At 51.5% G+C, this 16,799-nt stretch carries 17 protein-coding genes; 5 read left to right on the top strand and 12 right to left on the bottom strand.

The window, feature by feature from the left end:
• Window positions 1-59 precede the first annotated feature (59 nt).
• Window positions 60-356 (top strand): helix-turn-helix domain-containing protein, encoded by a 297-nt coding sequence (locus tag ETG88_RS03645; protein WP_129034658.1) that lies wholly within the window; start codon window positions 60-62, stop codon window positions 354-356.
• Window positions 357-452: 96 nt separating this feature from the next.
• Window positions 453-1,463, top strand: coding sequence for a phage integrase (locus tag ETG88_RS03640; RefSeq protein ID WP_129034656.1), 1,011 nt, complete (start codon window positions 453-455; stop codon window positions 1,461-1,463).
• A 212-nt stretch (window positions 1,464-1,675) separates the two neighbouring features.
• On the opposite strand, the gene ETG88_RS03635 is transcribed toward ETG88_RS03640, so the two are convergent.
• The 5 genes from ETG88_RS03635 to ETG88_RS03620 form a co-directional block, all read right to left on the bottom strand.
• Entirely contained in the window at window positions 1,676-2,068 is a 393-nt protein-coding gene (locus ETG88_RS03635) for a cell envelope integrity TolA C-terminal domain-containing protein (RefSeq protein WP_232731009.1), read from the bottom strand.
• Between the two features lie 57 nt (window positions 2,069-2,125).
• Complete coding sequence (leuE, locus tag ETG88_RS03630; protein WP_129034654.1) at window positions 2,126-2,761, bottom strand: leucine efflux protein LeuE; 636 nt, start codon at window positions 2,759-2,761, stop codon at window positions 2,126-2,128.
• Window positions 2,762-2,827: 66 nt separating this feature from the next.
• Complete coding sequence (locus tag ETG88_RS03625; RefSeq protein ID WP_129034653.1) at window positions 2,828-3,238, bottom strand: Exc2 family lipoprotein; 411 nt, start codon at window positions 3,236-3,238, stop codon at window positions 2,828-2,830.
• 17 nt (window positions 3,239-3,255) lie between these two features.
• The gene (locus ETG88_RS22565; RefSeq protein ID WP_213015980.1) at window positions 3,256-3,384 is read right to left on the bottom strand and encodes a KPN_01571 family protein; all 129 of its coding nucleotides are present in this window, start codon (window positions 3,382-3,384) and stop codon (window positions 3,256-3,258) included.
• A gap of 122 nt (window positions 3,385-3,506) precedes the next feature.
• Window positions 3,507-3,680, bottom strand: a complete 174-nt coding sequence (locus ETG88_RS03620) for a YciY family protein (RefSeq protein WP_087892605.1) — start codon at window positions 3,678-3,680, stop codon at window positions 3,507-3,509.
• A gap of 143 nt (window positions 3,681-3,823) precedes the next feature.
• On the opposite strand from ETG88_RS03620, the gene cls reads away from it, so the two are divergent.
• Both cls and ETG88_RS03610 read left to right on the top strand, forming a co-directional pair.
• Window positions 3,824-5,284 (top strand): cardiolipin synthase, encoded by a 1,461-nt coding sequence (cls, locus tag ETG88_RS03615; RefSeq protein ID WP_100779946.1) that lies wholly within the window; start codon window positions 3,824-3,826, stop codon window positions 5,282-5,284.
• Window positions 5,285-5,318: 34 nt separating this feature from the next.
• Window positions 5,319-5,648, top strand: a complete 330-nt coding sequence (locus ETG88_RS03610; RefSeq protein WP_100779945.1) for an HI1450 family dsDNA-mimic protein — start codon at window positions 5,319-5,321, stop codon at window positions 5,646-5,648.
• 30 nt (window positions 5,649-5,678) lie between these two features.
• On the opposite strand, the gene ETG88_RS03605 is transcribed toward ETG88_RS03610, so the two are convergent.
• The 7 genes from ETG88_RS03605 to ETG88_RS03575 all read right to left on the bottom strand — a co-directional run bounded on the left by ETG88_RS03605 (window position 5,679) and on the right by ETG88_RS03575 (window position 13,611).
• Window positions 5,679-6,515, bottom strand: coding sequence for an ion transporter (locus ETG88_RS03605; RefSeq protein WP_129034651.1), 837 nt, complete (start codon window positions 6,513-6,515; stop codon window positions 5,679-5,681).
• A 48-nt stretch (window positions 6,516-6,563) separates the two neighbouring features.
• Window positions 6,564-7,568 (bottom strand): murein tripeptide/oligopeptide ABC transporter ATP binding protein OppF, encoded by a 1,005-nt coding sequence (gene oppF / locus ETG88_RS03600; RefSeq protein ID WP_100779943.1) that lies wholly within the window; start codon window positions 7,566-7,568, stop codon window positions 6,564-6,566.
• A complete protein-coding gene (locus tag ETG88_RS03595; RefSeq protein WP_129034649.1) occupies window positions 7,565-8,578 on the bottom strand; it encodes an ABC transporter ATP-binding protein in 1,014 nt (337 codons plus the stop codon). Before ETG88_RS03595 ends, oppF begins: the two co-directional genes overlap by 4 nt.
• Before the next feature lie 11 nt (window positions 8,579-8,589).
• A complete protein-coding gene (gene oppC / locus ETG88_RS03590; RefSeq protein ID WP_102103881.1) occupies window positions 8,590-9,498 on the bottom strand; it encodes an oligopeptide ABC transporter permease OppC in 909 nt (302 codons plus the stop codon).
• Between the two features lie 14 nt (window positions 9,499-9,512).
• Window positions 9,513-10,433, bottom strand: a complete 921-nt coding sequence (gene oppB / locus ETG88_RS03585) for an oligopeptide ABC transporter permease OppB (protein ID WP_100779940.1) — start codon at window positions 10,431-10,433, stop codon at window positions 9,513-9,515.
• A gap of 124 nt (window positions 10,434-10,557) precedes the next feature.
• Entirely contained in the window at window positions 10,558-12,192 is a 1,635-nt protein-coding gene (oppA, locus tag ETG88_RS03580; RefSeq protein WP_102103882.1) for an oligopeptide ABC transporter substrate-binding protein OppA, read from the bottom strand.
• A 771-nt stretch (window positions 12,193-12,963) separates the two neighbouring features.
• Window positions 12,964-13,611: a YchE family NAAT transporter gene (locus ETG88_RS03575; RefSeq protein WP_100779937.1), complete on the bottom strand. Its 648-nt coding sequence runs from the start codon at window positions 13,609-13,611 to the stop codon at window positions 12,964-12,966.
• A gap of 486 nt (window positions 13,612-14,097) precedes the next feature.
• Here ETG88_RS03575 and adhE point away from each other — a divergent pair, with 486 nt between their 5' ends.
• The gene (adhE, locus tag ETG88_RS03570) at window positions 14,098-16,779 is read left to right on the top strand and encodes a bifunctional acetaldehyde-CoA/alcohol dehydrogenase (protein WP_100779936.1); all 2,682 of its coding nucleotides are present in this window, start codon (window positions 14,098-14,100) and stop codon (window positions 16,777-16,779) included.
• Window positions 16,780-16,799 lie beyond the last annotated feature (20 nt).

The following is a 16,799-nucleotide window of genomic DNA, read 5'->3' as shown; positions in this document are numbered from 1 at the left end:
TAACGAAACAAAGATTACTCCGTTATCGTTTTTCTATCAATAGTGGAGTGTTAATTACGATGATACCCGTCAACGAGAAACTTGCCATCATGCGCGAGTCGGAACGCATGAATAGAAAAGAATTCAGTGAGTTAACTGGCGTTCCCTATAGCTCTCTTTCGAGTTACGAGAAGGGTGTAAAAGATATGGGCATACAGGCGGTGATGAAGATTTTGAATCATCCTCAGTTCAAAAAATACACTATGTGGTTCATGACAGAGACGATATCACCTGAAGCTGGGCAAATTGCACCGGCTCTCGCGCACTTTGGGCAGCAGACAACAATGTCACCCCACTCAGACCAGAAAACTGGCTAACCATTTACGGCGCTTATTTGTGCAGTCAATGCACAGTGAGTTTTTGTTATTTAAATCAGGAAATTGAAGTACGCAGTAACATCATCGGGAGGCTTTATGTCTATTAAAAAGCTCGATGATGGTCGATATGAAGTGGACATTAGACCGACCGGGCGTAACGGAAAACGCATCCGTCGGAAGTTCGACAAGAAAAGCGAGGCGATGGCTTTTGAAAAGCATACTCAATATAACCATCACTCAAAGGAATGGCTTTCAAAACCAACGGACAAACGCCATCTGTCCGAACTGAAAGAGTTGTGGTGGAAACTAAAAGGTCAGCATGAGGAACACGGCCAATCGTATCTCAATAAAATTGAGCGATTTGAAAAGATGACCGGCAACCCATGCGCCTTTCAGATCACCAAAAGTCTGATAACGCAGTATTGCGCACAGCGACGGGGTGATGGCATTAAGCCAACCACCATAAACCGTGACCTCATCACGCTGGGCGGTATGTTCACCACCCTGATTGAGTCAGAGCTGTATAACGGTGAGCATCCGTTCAGAGGGTTTAAAAAACTGAAAGAGCAGACTGCCGAAACGGGCTATCTCACTCTTGATGAGATTGACGCACTTCTGGCGGCGCTATCGGATGGAAATCGCAAGATCGCGGTTTTGTGCTTGAGCACCGGTGCGAGATGGGGCGAATCAGCGCGACTGAAAGCGGAGAACGTGATTCATAACCGGGTGACTTTCGTGAAGACGAAAACCAACACACCGCGCACGGTTCCGATCTCCGAAGAAGTTACGGCTTACATTGTCGGTAATACGCGAGGATTTCTGTTCCCTGATGCTAGCTATAAAGTATTCAGGAAAATCCTCAAAGCGGTTAAACCTGACTTACCCGCCGGGCAAGCAACGCACGCGCTGCGACACTCTTTTGCAACGCACTTTATGATTAACGGAGGCAACATCATTACACTACAGCGGATTCTGGGTCACACGAAAATTGCACAGACAATGGTCTATGCGCACTTCGCTCCGCAGTACCTGCAGGATGCGATTTTGCTCAACCCGTTAAAGGGTGAAAGCGGTGGACAGAACGTCCACATAACGTCCACACCCTAGGTGCTTTTTATGGCTTTTGACTGCTAGTAGTAAAACGTGAAGCCTTGTCTGGCGCGGCTTTCCAGTTTCGCCAGGCATAAAAATGGCTCCCGCTGGCGCTTTTCCTATACCGTCATCAATATTGCATTGATACCAAAAGCCCCGCCAGTGCGGGGCTTTTATTTTTTACATGACTCAACAGGGCAGGAAAAAAGTAATACCCCTCTCCTCATTCACTCCCCGCGCATACCAAAACCGGCTCTGCGGAAGTCTCGATATACTTCGGGATTGGTGAATGCCGGGAACTTAGCTTTCTGGGCTGCGGATTTGAGTGCCTCGCAATAGGCTTTATTGCCGTCGCTGGTCGATATATTTAACGCCGTGCCATCCTCTGCAAACTGGATGTGCAACCTGCATTGCTTGCCTTTCCAGCGCTGAGGATCCACAAGTTCGGTATTAATAGCATCTCTGATGGCTCGCGCCTGTGCGCCCCACTCATCCTTGTCATCCCAGCGGCCGGAACTGCAATCACCCGTTGCGGTGGTTTTATGGCATCCGGACGGATGTAACGGTGCGCAGCCCGAGACCAGGCTTATCAGAATGGCGAGCATAAAAATCTTATTCATGTGAAACCTTTAATATCATCCTGCCAACCGCTTTCACGTTTGGCGGGATGATGGTTCTCAATGTAATGACGCGAGTCGCGCCGCAAAGCCCACAAACAGCAAACCGATCAAGCCATTTCCCAGCTTCGCCAGTTTCTTTTTGGTTTTCAGGTAGCGGGTGACAAACGCGCCGGAGAAGATCAGGAAACTCATGTACATAAAGCTGATAAGCTCAAGAGTGGTCGCGAGGATCAGGAAAGAGGTCCCGGTGTTTTTCGCGCTGACGTCGATGAACTGCACGAAGAATGAGACGTAGAACAGAATCGCTTTAGGATTGGTCAGGCTCAATACCAGCGAGCGCTTCATGATCATGCTCGCGGGTTCCGTTCCCCCGGCTTGCGCGCTATTTTTATGCGTCATCACTGACCAGAGCATTTTGCCACCCAGCCACAGCAGATAGAGCGCACCGAGATAGCGGACGATATTGAATAACACCGGTGTGGTCTGGATCAGCGCAGCGACTCCCGCCCACGTCAGAAACATCAGTACCGCATCACCGATGAAAACCCCCGTGGCGGCGAGATAACCTTTTTTCACCCCGTGGCCGATGCCAGTTTTTAAAACAAACAACGTATTTGGGCCAGGCACCAGCACAATAAAGAAAGCACCCACAACATAAGTCCAAAAATTGAGAACACCAAACTCCGCAAACACCACCCGCTCCTTTTATCAAATAAATGAAAATGCCGCAGCTAAGCGGCATTTCAGGGTTAACTTTCGCTATTGTACGCCGTTATACCCGTCAAGATAAGACGCTGCCAGCTCATTCCCGAACAGCTTCGCATCTTTCTCTTCCATATCAGATGACCACTGATCGCTCTTATTACCCGTAAAGCTGTTATTAGTTTTGACGCCTTTCAGCACCTCATCGCGGATACTTTGCGCATACTCATTGGCTTCCACCAGGGTGCGCCCCGCTTTGCGGTCCGTTTTGCCCTGCTCGTAGAGCTCGCGGAACTGCGGCACATTCAGACGATAATTGAGCTGTTGGCTATTGGCGAAATTTCCACCGACAAAATTCGATTGATGAGAAACGAAGTAATAAGCGTGTCTTTCAGGTGCGGTTTTGCTGTTGGCGCATCCGACGAGGGCCGTCACGGCCATGAGTGCGGCGAGGTATTTACTGTTCATCCCTTTTTATTTCCCTTTTATATGTTCCACTGCATCATCCAGGCACCGACAAAATCAACCAGCCCTGAAAATGATGACAATCCCAAACTTTCCCTGAGCGCATCCAGCGCAAAAAGCACAACCAATACCCACAGGAATGGATTCATCTGTTTTTATTCAATGCGTTATGTAGGTGAATTATATCTGAACAGCAGGGGGCGAAGGATACTGCGAAAATTGATAGTTATGCGGGAAACATCAGGCACCTGTCACGGTGCCTTCAGGGTACTCAGAGATCGCGAACGGCAAACACCAGTGCATTACGGTGATGGCTTAGTCCACATTTTCTGATGGCGTGGATACGCATATTGCGGCGGGACTGAGCCTCAAGCCAGCGGGCTTTACGACGACTCATTTGTCGCAACATGCGCCAGCGCCCTACTTCCGTTCTGCTGCGCTTCATGTCTACAACTCTTTCCTTAACAGAGACGCCATTATAAACCCCTGCCCACGGTAAACCAGCGCTTTTACCCACCCTTTTTATTTGCCAGATCAATTCTGATGCGTACACTCATAACAATACGCTTTCAAAAGGATTTTTTATTTATGACAACCTTCTACACCGTGGTGAGTTGGCTGGTCATTCTGGGATACTGGCTGCTGATCGCAGGTGTGACGCTTCGCATCTTGATGAAACGCCGGGCCGTCCCTTCTGCCATGGCCTGGCTTTTGATCATCTACATCCTGCCGCTGGTAGGAATTATCGCGTATCTCTCCTTTGGTGAATTGCATCTGGGTAAGCGCCGCGCCGAGCGCGCGCGCGCCATGTGGCCGTCGACGGCAAAATGGCTGAACGACCTGAAATCCTGCAAACATATTTTCGCCCAGGAGAACAGCAGCGTCGCCTCGTCACTGTTCAAACTTTGCGAACGTCGTCAGGGAATTGGCGGCGTCAAAGGCAACCAGCTGCAGTTACTCACTACCTCCGACGATGTGATGCAGGCGCTGATCCGCGATATCCAGCTCGCCCGACATAATATCGAGATGGTGTTCTATATCTGGCAGCCCGGCGGAATGGCCGACCAGGTAGCCGAATCGCTGATGGCGGCATCGCGCCGGGGTATTCACTGCCGTCTGATGCTCGACTCCGCCGGCAGCGTAGCGTTCTTCCGTAGCCCCTGGGCGACCATGATGCGTAATGCCGGCATTGAAGTTGTCGAAGCGCTGAAGGTAAATCTGCTGCGTGTGTTCCTGCGCCGCATGGATTTACGCCAGCATCGTAAGATGATCATGATCGACAACTATATTGCCTACACCGGCAGCATGAACATGGTCGATCCACGCTTCTTTAAACAGGACTCTGGCGTGGGTCAGTGGGTCGATTTAATGGCGCGTATGGAAGGCCCGGTTGCCACAGCGATGGGGATTGTTTACTCCTGCGACTGGGAAATCGAAACCGGCAAACGCATTCTGCCGCCGCCGCCCGACGCTAACATCATGCCGTTTGAGCAAGAGAGCGGCCATACCATTCACACCATCGCATCGGGGCCTGGATTTCCTGAGGATTTAATCCACCAGGCGCTGCTCACGGCAGCGTATTCTGCGCGTGAATATCTGATCATGACTACGCCCTACTTTGTCCCGAGCGACGATCTGCTCCATGCGATTTGCACCGCCGCACAGCGCGGTGTGGATGTCAGCATTATTATGCCGCGTAAAAACGATTCGGTTCTGGTGGGCTGGGCCAGCCGGGCCTTCTTTAGCGAACTGCTGGCAGCGGGTGTCAAAATTTATCAGTTTGAAGGGGGCTTGCTGCATACCAAGAGTGTGCTGGTCGACGGCGAACTGAGCCTGGTCGGCACGGTGAATCTGGATATGCGCAGCCTGTGGCTCAACTTTGAAATTACACTGGTGATTGATGACGTCGGTTTTGGTGGCGATCTGGCGGCAGTGCAGGACGATTATATCTCCCGCTCGCGCCTGCTGGACGCGCATCTGTGGATGAAACGTCCGCTGTGGCAGCGGATCACCGAACGACTGTTTTACTTCTTTAGTCCGTTGCTGTAAAACGTGCCCAACGATGTTTTAACAGGTAATCATCATGGAAATGGATCTGAACAATCGCCTGACTGAAGACGAAACCCTTGAGCAGGCCTACGACATTTTTCTCGAACTGGCGATGGACAATCTCGATCCCGCAGACGTGATCCTCTTCAATCTGCAATTTGAAGAGCGCGGCGGCGCAGAGCTGTTCGACCCGTCCGAAGACTGGGCCGAGCACGTCGATTTCGACCTCAACCCGGACTTCTTCGCCGAAGTGGTGATTGGGCTGGCCGATACTGACGGCGGCGAGATTAACGATATTTTTGCCCGCGTGCTGTTGTGCCGGGAAAAAGATCACAAACTGTGCCACATCCTCTGGCGCGAATAACAAAAAGGCTGCGATGGCAGCCTTTTTTATTTAGTCCGGTAGTTCACTCCCACAGTGATTACAAAACCGCGCGCTATGCTCATGGCTCGCCTGCTGGCATGTCGGGCACTTACGCTGCTGCTGACGATTCTGAAATGCTGCGCTCATGTGGGTGGTAATAAGCCCGGTCGGGATAGCAATCACCGAGTAACCAATCAAAATCAGCACTGATGCCACGATCCTGCCGAGCGGCGTGTGGGGGGTAATATCCCCGTAGCCCACGGTCGTCACGGTGACAATCGCCCAGTACACCGACGCATTCAGCGTGGTGAAACCGTAAGTCGGCCCTTCAATCAGATACATCAGCGCGCCGAAAACAACCATCACAATCGCGATAAACGAATAGAACAGGATCAGCTGATGGCGGGCGCTATAAATGGCTTTCCAGAACACGCGCAAAGACGGCATAAAACGCAGCAGTTTCAGGACGCGCAGCACGCGGATGGCGCGCATCGCTCGCCACGCAAAAACATAATTGATGCTGATTTCAGGCCACAGCCACATTACATACAGCGGCAGAATCGTCGCTAAATCAATAATCCCCCAGAAGCTGAACACATATTTCGCCGGATTCGCCCAACTGAACAGGCGCAGGAAATACTCCAGGGTAAATATCAGGGTGACAAACAGCTCCAGCCAGACGAACAGATGCCATTCATCGAGCGTAAGGTGATACTGCGTCCCCAGGCCGGATTCAATAAAGATGATGAATACGCTGAGAAGCGCAAACAGGCCGCACAATCCTTCGAAGCGACGCCCGGAGCGGGTGTTAGGATCGAATAGCAGGCGATAGGTCTTACGCCGTACAGAAGAAACGGATATCGACACATTAACCTCGCAAAAGAAGAAGGGCTGACATCATGTCAGCCCTTGCGATTATAACGGGTCTACTTTCAGGCAGGAAACCGCATGTCGGAAACTTCCTTCCAGAACAGGCCGGGTTTGCGCACATTCCGGCCCCGCCATTGGGCAACGCGTGCGGAACACGCAGCCAGACGGCGGGTTGATCGGCGAAGGCAGCTCCCCTTCCAGAAGCTGGATCACTTTATTTTTTTCCAGGTCCGGGTCGGGAACCGGCACCGCAGACATCAGCGCTTTGGTATACGGGTGCAGCGGGTTGTGATAGACCTCATCATAGGTGCCCAGCTCCACCGCATGGCCAAGATACATCACCAGCACGCGGTCGGAGATGTGTTTCACCACCGCCAGGTCGTGGGCGATGAAGATCAGCGACAGCCCCATTTCACGCTGCAGTTTCTGCAGCAGGTTCACCACCTGCGCCTGAATCGACACGTCCAGTGCTGAAACCGGTTCGTCACAGATAATCAGCTTTGGCTCCAGAATCAGCGCACGGGCAATGCCGATACGCTGGCACTGACCGCCAGAAAACTCGTGCGGATAGCGGTTGATAAGGTTCGGCAGCAGGCCCACTTTCATCATCATCGCTTTCACGCGGTCGCGAACTTCCTGACGCGGCATTTTCGGATGATAGGTGCGAAGCGGCTCAGCAATAATATCTCCAATGTTCATACGCGGGTTCAGGGAGGCCAGCGGATCCTGGAAAATCATCTGGATGTCGCTGCGCACCGCGCGCCACTCTTCCTGTTTCATTCCTAGCAGGTCTTTGCCAAGCCAGGCCACTTTGCCGTCCGTCGCTTTGACCAGGCCGATAATGGCGCGGGCAAAGGTCGACTTTCCGCAGCCGGACTCGCCGACCACGCCCAGGGTCTCCCCTTCATAAAGACGCAGGGTGACGCCATCGACGGCTTTCAGGGTTTTCGACGGCTGCCAGAACCACTGCTTGCCGTCTTTGATGTCGAAATGCACTTTTAGGTCAGCGATTTCGAGCAGGACATTTCTTTTTTCGTCAATGGCGTTCATACCAGCTCCTCATGCGGCTTAAAGCAGGCGCGCAGGCGGCCTGGTGCAAACTCTTCCAGCGGGGGTGCGCTGTTGCAGATTTCCATCGCGTACTGGCAGCGAGGCTGGAACGGGCAGCCTTTCGGCAGACGCAGCAGGTTTGGCGGGTTGCCGGGAATCGTCAGCAGTGATTCGCCTTCCGCATCGAGACGCGGAACCGCATTCAGCAGGCCGATAGAGTACGGGTGCGCAGGATGATAGAACACATCCCGCGCCCTGCCGTACTCCATGGTACGACCGGCATACATCACCAGCACTTTGTCACAGATGCCGGCCACGACGCCGAGATCGTGGGTAATCATGATGATGGCGGTGTTAAACTCACGCTTCAGCTCGTTCAGCAGGGTCATGATCTGTGCCTGAACGGTCACGTCCAGCGCGGTGGTGGGTTCATCGGCGATCAGCAGTTTTGGCCGACACAGCAGCGCCATGGCGATCATCACGCGCTGGCGCATCCCACCGGAAAACTCATGCGGGAACATGCGCATGCGTTTACGCGCTTCTGGCATTTTGACTGCATCCAGCATTCTCACCGACTCTTCGAACGCTTCTGCTTTGTTCATGCCTTTATGCAGCATCAGGACTTCCATCAGCTGCTCGCCCACACGCATGTACGGGTTCAGCGAGGTCATTGGGTCCTGGAAAATCATCGAAATCTGTTCTGCGCGCAGCTTGTTCAGCTCGTGCTCAGGCAGATTCAGAATGTTATTGCCGTTAAAGGTCGCGGTTCCTCCGATGCGGCCATTCGGTGCCAGCAGCCCCATCAGCGCAAAGGCGGTTTGCGATTTACCGGAGCCGGACTCACCGACGATACCCAGCGTTTCACCGGCCCGCAGATCGAAATTCAGATCGTTGACGGCAGTAACATCGCCATCCGGGGTTTTAAAGGTGACGCGCAGATCTTTGACATCCAGCAGCACGTTTTGCTGCTTTTGCGCCTGTGGCGCAGCTGCCGTTTCAATAATAGTCATCGCGGCACTCCTTAACGGTCTTTCGGGTCGAGGGCATCACGCAGGCCATCGCCGATAAAGTTGAAACAGAACAGGGTTACCACCAGGAAACCAGCCGGGAATAGCAGCAACCACGGAGAGACTTCCATGGAGTTTGCGCCATCGCTTAACAATGCGCCCCAGCTACTCAGCGGCTCCTGGGTACCCAGACCGAGGAAGCTCAGGAAGGATTCAAACAGGATCATGCTGGGTACCAGCAGTGATGCGTACACCACAACCACGCCGAGCACGTTTGGCACGATATGACGCACAACAATCCCGCTGACGGAGACACCGCCCACCTGTGCTGCTTCGATAAATTCTTTACGCTTCAGGCTCAGCGTCTGGCCGCGCACGATACGCGCCATATCCAGCCAGGAAACCATCCCGATAGCCACGAAGATCAGCAGGATGTTTTGTCCAAAGAAGGTCACCAGCAGAATAACGAAGAACATAAACGGGAAGGAGTTCAGGATTTCCAGCAGACGCATCATCACGGAATCCACTTTGCCGCCGAGGTAGCCGGAAAGCGAGCCGTAAAGTGTGCCGACGATCACCGCCACCAGCGCCGCAGCGATACCGACCATCAGAGAGATACGGCCACCGATCGCCACGCGCACCAGCAGGTCGCGCCCGGAGGAGTCCGTACCAAAATAGTGGCCGGAAACCATATCGGGAGCACTGGACATCATGCCCCAGTCAGTATCGAAATAGGTGAACTGCGACAGCATCGGGGCCAAGGCCACGAACAGGGCAATACAGATCAAGACGACCAGACTGGCGACGGCCGCACGGTTATGCATAAAGCGACGGCGGGCGTCCTGCCACAGGCTGCGCCCTTCGACTTCAAGTTTCTCAGTGAAGTTTTCCAGCGCCTCGCTGTTTTTCTTACTCAACATCATGGCGTGCTCCAGCGCTAGTAGCGAATTTTCGGGTCGATAACGGCATACAGCACATCGACAATGGCGTTAAAGAGAATGGTCAGTGCACCGACCAGGATCGTAAGGCTCAGCACCAGCGAGTAGTCACGGTTCAGGGCGCCATTCACGAACAGCTGACCGATACCCGGCAGGCCGTAAATGGTTTCAATGACCATGGAACCCGTGATGATCCCAACGAACGCAGGGCCCATATAGGAGAGCACAGGCAGCAGCGCAGGTTTTAACGCATGACGAAGAATGATGCGGTGCATCGGCAGGCCTTTCGCCCGCGCGGTACGAATAAAGTTGGAGTGGAGCACTTCAATCATCGAACCACGGGTAATACGCGCGATACTGGCGATATAGGCCAGAGACAGCGCCACCATCGGCAGAATCATGAATTTTAGCGCCCCGCCGTTCCAGCCGCCTCCGGGCAGCCATTTGAGCGTGATGGCAAATATCATCACCAGTAACGGTGCCACCACAAAGCTCGGGATAACCACCCCGGTCATGGCGATCCCCATTACCGTGTAGTCCCATCGGGTGTTTTGTTTCAGCGCGGCGATGACGCCTGCGGTGACCCCCAGGACAACGGCCAGAATAAACGCCGCTGCGCCTAACTTAGCCGACACGGGGAAGCTCGATGCGACGAGGTCGTTAACGGAATAGTCTTTATATTTAAACGAAGGACCAAAATCACCCTGCGCCAGCTGCTTCAGATAATTGAAGTACTGCGTGGAGATAGGATCGTTTAAATGGTATTTGGCTTCGATGTTCGCCATGACTTCTGGCGGCAGTGCGCGCTCGCTGGTAAACGGACTACCTGGTGCGAGACGCATCATGAAGAATGAAATCGTAATGAGAATAAAAAGCGTCGGTATCGCTTCAAGACAGCGACGTAGGATAAATTTCAACATTGCCCGTACCTTCTGGCGTGTGCCTTTTACACAAGCTCGTTCAGTCGTTCCTGAAAGATGCCGTGTATATTGTGCGATGAATTAAGACACGGTGGGGCAAATGACTTTGCCCCACGGTTTGCCATTAATGCTTAATGATGTACAGATCTTTGGTGTAGATGTTATCCATCGGATCTTTGCCGGTATAACCGCCAACCCATGGTTTCACCAGACGCGCGTTTACATAGTAGTAAACCGGTACAATCGCAGAATCCTGACCCAACTGCTGTTCCGCTTTGTCGTACAGTGCAGTACGCTGCGCTTCGTCAGTCACTTTCAGCGTATCTTTCATGATCGCGTCAAAGGCCGGGCTCTTATAGTGCGCGGTGTTCATGGAGCTGTCAGACAGCATAGTGTTCAGGAAGGAAGTCGGTTCGTTGTAGTCCGCACACCAGCCCGCACGCGCCACGTCATAGTTGCCCTGATGACGGGTATCCAGGAAGGTTTTCCACTCCTGGTTCACCAGCTTCACATCCACACCCAGGTTTTTCTTCCAGATGGAGGAAGCCGCGATGGCCAGTTTTTTGTGCAGATCGGAGGTGTTGTACAGCAGGTTAAACGTCAACGGTTTATCAGCGGTGTAGCCTGCTTCAGCCAGCAGTTTTTTCGCTTCTTCGTTACGTTTTTCCTGAGTCCAGGAGAACCACTCTGGTTTGGTCAGTTTCGCACCGTCAGTATATGGCGGGGTATAGCCGAACGCAGGCAGATCGCCCTGTGCTTTTACTTTGTTCACGATGATGTCGCGATCCAGACCCAGCTTCAGCGCGGTACGTACGCGAGCGTCATTGAATGGCGCTTTCTGGTTGTTGATTTCGTAGTAATAAGTACACAGATACGGGTCAACGTGAACTTCGGTCGGGATCTCTTTTTTCAGTTTCTGGAACAGTTCGATCGGCAGGTTGTTATAGGTCATGTCGATCTCACCGCTGCGGTAGCGGTTTACGTCGGTGACTTCAGACGAGATCGGCAGATAGGTAATCTGATCGACGATGGTTTTCGCGTTATCCCAGTAGTTGGTATTACGCTCCATCACGATACGCTCGTTAACCACCCAGTCTTTCAGCTTGTAGGCACCGTTGGTCACGATGTTCGCTGGCTGAGTCCATTTCTCACCGAATTTTTCGATAGCGGCTTTGTTGACCGGTGACATGGCCGGGTTAACCAGCAGTTTATAGAAATACGGAACAGGTTCGCTCAGGGTCACTTCCAGCGTGTGGTCATCAACCGCTTTTACGCCCAGCTCAGAAGGTTTCTTTTTGCCGTCGATGATTTCATCAACGTTCAGGATGTGACCATACTGCGGATAGCTGGCGTACGGGGAGGCGGTGTTTGGATCCACCAGACGCTGCCAGCTGTATACGAAATCTTGTGCGGTGACAGGTTCACCGTTGGACCATTTTGCGTCTTTACGCAGGTGGAATGTCCAGACTTTAAAGTCTTTATTATCCCAGGATTCAGCCACGCCCGGGATCGGGTGACCGTCTTTGGTGGAGGTAATCAGCAGGCCTTCAAACAGGTCGCGGCTGATGTTTGCTTCAGGAACGCCTTCAATTTTGTTCGGATCCAGTGACTGTGGCTCGGCGCCATTGTTGCGGATCATGGTTTGCTTTTCTGACAGTGTGACACCTGCAGGTACATCAGCAGCCATTGCCATATTACCTGCGATTAGCGCAGTGAAAATTCCTGCGGCAATCAGACTTTTTTTTGTGATGATGGACATTGTGTTGATACTCCACTCATTATAATTACTGGTTTTAATGCCAGCCTGTTTATTTCCCCTAAGGGGTCCTGAACAACGCAGGAGTTTAGCTGCTGTCAGGTCGTTTACTTCTTGCTATCACCGACTGTACTTATTACTGGTGGCTCGTTTGGCCGCCTTGCGTCGATTCTTAACACGCCTCCCCTGTTTTGAGGCGTGTGATGTCTCGTTGAGATGAGCGTTATATTTGAAAATCATTCTCATCTGGAAAAGTGCGTTGGCAAAATATAAGGCCGGAAAGTACCAAATGGCTTAATTTCGCGCCAATACATTTTGCAAATTTGTTAAGCAATTCTCTTTTACGGGGAGTCCCGTTTGTCTGGGGGGCGTCCTGCCACACATCAAAGGTAAAGAAACTACCAAATATTCAATGTGATAGAGAGTTTCCTCTCGCCAACCGCTGTGCTGTGGTCACCTCGGTGGGTTTTTGTACAAAAATTTTACAACTGATTATTATTTAGCACATTCGTCTAGGGGAATGTTGAAATTACTAATATCATTTCAGTTATCGCACAGCAAGCCCCAGAGTATCGTGTGAGTAAAATAACAGAGTGTTTGCGCGGTTTATGTTCAGGTCGTGTGAAAGGATAAAACTAAGTTACTGAAATGTAAGAAAAGTGATTTATTAGCAGAATTTATTATGTCTTGTGAAGTTTTCAACTTTATTTATATGATTTGTTGATAATCACGAAAAAAACGGAGCCACTGGCTCCGCTCTTTCAAATGAAAACGTTAATTTAGTAACCCAGGGAAAATACTTTTTAGCCCGGTCACAATAAATTCGATCCCAAGCGCCATCAGCAACAGGCCCATAATACGGGTAATAACGTTAATTCCGGTCTGCCCCAGCAAACGCACCAGCCAGGGTGCAATTCGGAAAACGCCCCAGCAGCAGAGGGCAAACAGCGCAATCGCCACCGAAAAGCCAACCAGATGCACCCAGTTGTGGTAGCGGGTTCCCCAGACGATTGTCGAGCTGATTGCCCCTGGCCCGGCCATCAACGGCAACGCCAGCGGCACAACGCCAATGCTTTCGCGCACCGCCGTTTCTGATTTTTCCTGCTTGTTCTGTTTATCCTCACCCAGCTTACCGCTGATCATCGACATGGCGATAGTCACCACCAGGATGCCGCCTGCGATTCGGAAGGAGTCGATGGAGATGCCAAAGATTTGCAGAATCGAATCACCGAGGAAAAGCGACGTGAGCAAAATGATGGCCACCGACAGGTTTGCCGTCAGGTTGGTCTTATTTCTGGCAACCGCCGTCTGGTAACTGGTCATGCTAATGAAGACAGGAATGATCCCGACCGGGTTCACCAGCGCGAACAACCCGATAAAAAACTTAAAATAAGTAGAAAAATCAAAGAGCAATGGGGTCACAGTTAGCTCCGTAAATCAGCATGGCCCAGGCGACAGAATAAAGGGATAAAAACCGCGCTGAAGATACGCTTTTTATCAGCATACTTCACCAGAAATCTGCGACAAAACGCTATGATTTTCATGTGTTATGTATTTGTGTAAGCAATGATAGTTTTGATTCCATTACTTTTGTAATTATTTAACACTTGATATGATTGTGCGAAATACCCGTGCTGAAAGGTATCAGCTTCGGTGTAAATTGATTTAGATCATGTTTTTCGTACTCAGAAGTGAGTAATCTGGGTGACACCAAAAGGGAGAGAAAGAAACAAAAAGGGATGATGCTAAAGTCAGGCTCTTTTAGTAAGTTAGTGCAAAGCGTTAACAGTAAACGAGACTAAACCTTTGTTTTACTGTGTGTTAAGCAAGTACTGGCACCTCGTCTATAATGTTGTCGTATCGAGCGCTGGTTTACTAAAAGAGTTTAAACATTATCAGGAGAGCATTATGGCTGTTACTAATATCGCTGAACTGAACGCACTCGTCGAGCGCGTCAAAAAAGCCCAGCGTGAATATGCCAATTTCACCCAAGAACAGGTTGATAAAATCTTCCGCGCCGCCGCACTGGCTGCTGCAGATGCTCGAATCCCTCTCGCTAAAATGGCCGTTGCCGAATCCGGTATGGGTATCGTAGAAGATAAAGTGATCAAAAACCACTTTGCTTCTGAGTATATCTACAACGCCTATAAAGATGAGAAAACCTGTGGCGTGCTGGCTGAAGACCACACCTTCGGTACCATCACCATTGCAGAACCTATCGGTATCATTTGCGGTATCGTTCCGACAACTAACCCGACTTCTACTGCGATCTTCAAATCTCTGATCAGCCTGAAGACGCGTAACGCCATCATCTTCTCCCCACACCCACGTGCTAAAGATGCGACTAACAAAGCCGCTGACATCGTACTGCAGGCAGCCATCGCTGCGGGTGCACCAAAAGATCTGATCGGCTGGATTGACCAACCTTCTGTTGAACTGTCAAACGCACTGATGCATCACCCGGACATCAACCTGATCCTGGCGACCGGTGGCCCAGGCATGGTTAAAGCAGCATACAGCTCTGGTAAACCAGCAATCGGCGTAGGCGCAGGTAACACCCCTGTTGTTATCGACGAAACGGCTGATATCAAACGTGCTGTTGCTTCTGTCCTGATGTCCAAAACCTTCGATAACGGCGTTATCTGTGCTTCTGAGCAGTCCGTTGTTGTAGTTGATTCTGTTTATGATGCGGTGCGCGAGCGCTTCGCAAGCCACGGCGGCTACCTGCTGCAGGGCAAAGAGCTGAAAGCGGTTCAGGACATCATCCTGAAAAATGGCGCACTGAACGCCGCCATCGTTGGTCAGCCAGCATACAAAATCGCTGAACTCGCAGGTTTCACCGTACCCGCTACCACTAAGATCCTGATCGGTGAAGTGAAAGTGGTTGACGAAAGCGAACCTTTCGCACACGAAAAACTGTCCCCTACTCTGGCAATGTACCGCGCGAAAGACTTCGAAGACGCTGTGGTCAAAGCAGAGAAACTGGTGGCAATGGGCGGTATCGGCCATACCTCTTGCCTGTACACTGACCAGGATAACCAGCCAGAACGTGTGAAATTCTTCGGCGATAAAATGAAGACCGCACGTATTCTGATTAACACCCCGGCTTCTCAGGGTGGTATCGGTGACCTGTACAACTTCAAACTCGCGCCTTCCCTGACTCTGGGTTGTGGTTCATGGGGTGGTAACTCCATCTCTGAAAACGTTGGTCCTAAGCACCTGATCAACAAGAAAACCGTTGCTAAGCGAGCTGAAAACATGTTGTGGCATAAACTTCCGAAATCTATCTACTTCCGCCGTGGCTCTCTGCCAATCGCGCTGGATGAAGTGATTACTGATGGCCACAAACGTGCGCTCATCGTGACTGACCGTTTCCTGTTCAACAACGGCTATGCAGACCAGATCACCTCTGTTCTGAAAGCGGCTGGCGTTGAGACTGAAGTCTTCTTCGAAGTAGAAGCTGACCCAACCCTCACCGTTGTTCGTAAAGGTGCGGAACTGGCGAACTCCTTCAAACCAGACGTGATCATCGCGCTCGGTGGCGGTTCCCCAATGGACGCCGCGAAAATCATGTGGGTTATGTACGAACACCCAGAAACGCACTTCGAAGAGCTGGCGCTGCGCTTTATGGACATCCGTAAACGTATCTACAAGTTCCCGAAAATGGGCGTGAAAGCGAAGATGATCGCCGTCACCACCACTTCCGGTACCGGTTCTGAAGTGACTCCGTTTGCGGTTGTTACCGACGACGCAACCGGTCAGAAATACCCACTGGCTGACTACGCGCTGACTCCAGACATGGCTATCGTTGATGCCAACCTGGTGATGGATATGCCGAAATCACTGTGTGCATTCGGTGGTCTGGATGCGGTGACTCACGCCCTGGAAGCTTACGTTTCTGTACTGGCATCTGAGTTCTCTGATGGTCAGGCACTGCAGGCTTTGAAACTGCTGAAAGAAAACCTGCCAGCGTCTTACAACGAAGGGTCTAAAAACCCGGTTGCTCGTGAGCGTGTGCACAATGCCGCGACTATCGCAGGTATCGCGTTTGCTAACGCCTTCCTGGGTGTATGTCACTCCATGGCGCACAAGCTGGGCTCTCAGTTCCACATTCCTCACGGTCTGGCGAACGCCCTGCTGATTTCCAACGTTATCCGCTATAACGCGAATGACAACCCAACCAAGCAGACTGCATTCAGCCAGTACGACCGTCCAATGGCTCGTCGTCGCTACGCTGAAATCGCAGACCACCTGGGTCTGAGCGCTCCTGGTGACCGTACCGCTGCGAAGATCGAGAAACTGCTGGCATGGCTGGACAGCATCAAAGCTGAACTGGGTATTCCTAAGTCAATCCGTGAAGCGGGCGTTCAGGAAGCTGACTTCCTGGCACACGTTGACAAGCTGTCTGAAGATGCCTTCGATGACCAGTGTACAGGTGCGAACCCGCGCTACCCACTGATCTCCGAGCTGAAACAGATTCTGCTGGATACCTACTACGGCCGTGAGTTCCACGAAGACAACGCTGTTGCAGTGAAAACTGAAGCACCTGTTGTTCTTAAAGCTGACAAGAAAGTGAAGAAAAACGCTTAATTGCTTAGCCCAATAAAAAA

Origin of the sequence: Lelliottia nimipressuralis (assembly GCF_004115925.1) — a bacterium.
Lineage (GTDB): Bacteria > Pseudomonadota > Gammaproteobacteria > Enterobacterales > Enterobacteriaceae > Enterobacter > Enterobacter nimipressuralis.
This window is presented reverse-complemented; position numbering and strand designations above follow the sequence as displayed.

What these genes read in the sequence shown, in the direction of transcription:
- ETG88_RS03645 (WP_129034658.1), top strand. Translation starts at nt 60, where the DNA reads ATGATACCCGTCAACGAGAAACTTGCCATCATGCGCGAGTCGGAACGC.
- ETG88_RS03640 (WP_129034656.1), top strand. Translation starts at nt 453, where the DNA reads ATGTCTATTAAAAAGCTCGATGATGGTCGATATGAAGTGGACATTAGA.
- ETG88_RS03635 (WP_232731009.1), bottom strand. Translation starts at nt 2,068, where the DNA reads ATGAATAAGATTTTTATGCTCGCCATTCTGATAAGCCTGGTCTCGGGC.
- ETG88_RS03625 (WP_129034653.1), bottom strand. Translation starts at nt 3,238, where the DNA reads ATGAACAGTAAATACCTCGCCGCACTCATGGCCGTGACGGCCCTCGTC.
- ETG88_RS22565 (WP_213015980.1), bottom strand. Translation starts at nt 3,384, where the DNA reads ATGAATCCATTCCTGTGGGTATTGGTTGTGCTTTTTGCGCTGGATGCG.
- ETG88_RS03620 (WP_087892605.1), bottom strand. Translation starts at nt 3,680, where the DNA reads ATGAAGCGCAGCAGAACGGAAGTAGGGCGCTGGCGCATGTTGCGACAA.
- cls (WP_100779946.1), top strand. Translation starts at nt 3,824, where the DNA reads ATGACAACCTTCTACACCGTGGTGAGTTGGCTGGTCATTCTGGGATAC.
- ETG88_RS03610 (WP_100779945.1), top strand. Translation starts at nt 5,319, where the DNA reads ATGGAAATGGATCTGAACAATCGCCTGACTGAAGACGAAACCCTTGAG.
- oppF (WP_100779943.1), bottom strand. Translation starts at nt 7,568, where the DNA reads ATGAACGCCATTGACGAAAAAAGAAATGTCCTGCTCGAAATCGCTGAC.
- ETG88_RS03595 (WP_129034649.1), bottom strand. Translation starts at nt 8,578, where the DNA reads ATGACTATTATTGAAACGGCAGCTGCGCCACAGGCGCAAAAGCAGCAA.
- oppC (WP_102103881.1), bottom strand. Translation starts at nt 9,498, where the DNA reads ATGATGTTGAGTAAGAAAAACAGCGAGGCGCTGGAAAACTTCACTGAG.
- oppB (WP_100779940.1), bottom strand. Translation starts at nt 10,433, where the DNA reads ATGTTGAAATTTATCCTACGTCGCTGTCTTGAAGCGATACCGACGCTT.
- oppA (WP_102103882.1), bottom strand. Translation starts at nt 12,192, where the DNA reads ATGTCCATCATCACAAAAAAAAGTCTGATTGCCGCAGGAATTTTCACT.
- adhE (WP_100779936.1), top strand. Translation starts at nt 14,098, where the DNA reads ATGGCTGTTACTAATATCGCTGAACTGAACGCACTCGTCGAGCGCGTC.